The 823-nt window shown below is 52.2% G+C and carries 1 protein-coding gene; it reads right to left on the reverse strand.

Going from position 1 to position 823, the window contains the following annotated elements:
* Nucleotides 1–301: 301 nt before the first annotated feature.
* A complete protein-coding gene (locus tag OB13_RS17725; RefSeq protein ID WP_461491519.1) occupies nt 302–778 on the reverse strand; it encodes a nucleoside deaminase in 477 nt (158 codons plus the stop codon).
* Nucleotides 779–823 lie beyond the last annotated feature (45 nt).

An 823-nucleotide genomic window follows, 5' to 3' on the forward strand; every position in this document is an offset into this window, starting at 1 on the left:
CTCAAACAGTGTGTTGCCCTAAAGGTGCACTTGGCTGATGTCTTCGCTTAGAATAACTGTTGTAAGGATGTCTTGCTATACCTGTCGGCTATACCTGCTGCTACATGGCTTATACTAGATGAATAGCAGCAGCAGAAAGTCCCCCTTCGAAGGGGGCAGGGGGATGACAGTACACCAGCCATGAAACAACAACTGGAGCTATCGTAGTAGCAGGCTCCCCTTCTTGGACAAGCAGGAGCAGGGGTGGTTGGACCCGGATCTGCTTTTCTGACAGTAAAGAGTCTTGCTGTTTGCACTGCCTTCAATACTGTGTCCGGTTCACGCGGTTTTCCCAGGCCTTGAATCCGGCCAGTGCCTCCTCGTGGAGTAACTGCTCCATTGGTATGGTTCTCGCTGCGAGGTCCTTGTCGAGTTCTTCATAAATGAACTGGTCATCGAAGCCGATCCGGGCAGCGTCTGTCTTGGTGTTGCCGTAGTATACCTTCCGCGGCCTTGCCCAGTAGATAGCTCCCAGGCACATTGGGCAGGGCTCGCAGCTGGTGTAGAGGTCACAATCGCTGAGCTGGTAGGTTCCCAGCGCCTGGCAGGCTTTCCGGATCGCATCGACTTCGGCATGGGCAGTCGGATCATTGGTAGCCAGCACATTGTTATACCCCCGGGCAATGATTTCCCCGTTCCGCACCACTACTGCACCAAAAGGGCCTCCAAAGCCAGCTTCCATTTTCTCAATAGACAGCCGGATGGCTTCCCGCATAAAGTCTTTTTTTTGATTCGTCATCTTTTCACTTTTATAGAACCTTTTACTTGTACCTGTTTGGAGGCC

Source organism: Pontibacter sp. HJ8, assembly GCF_054824225.1.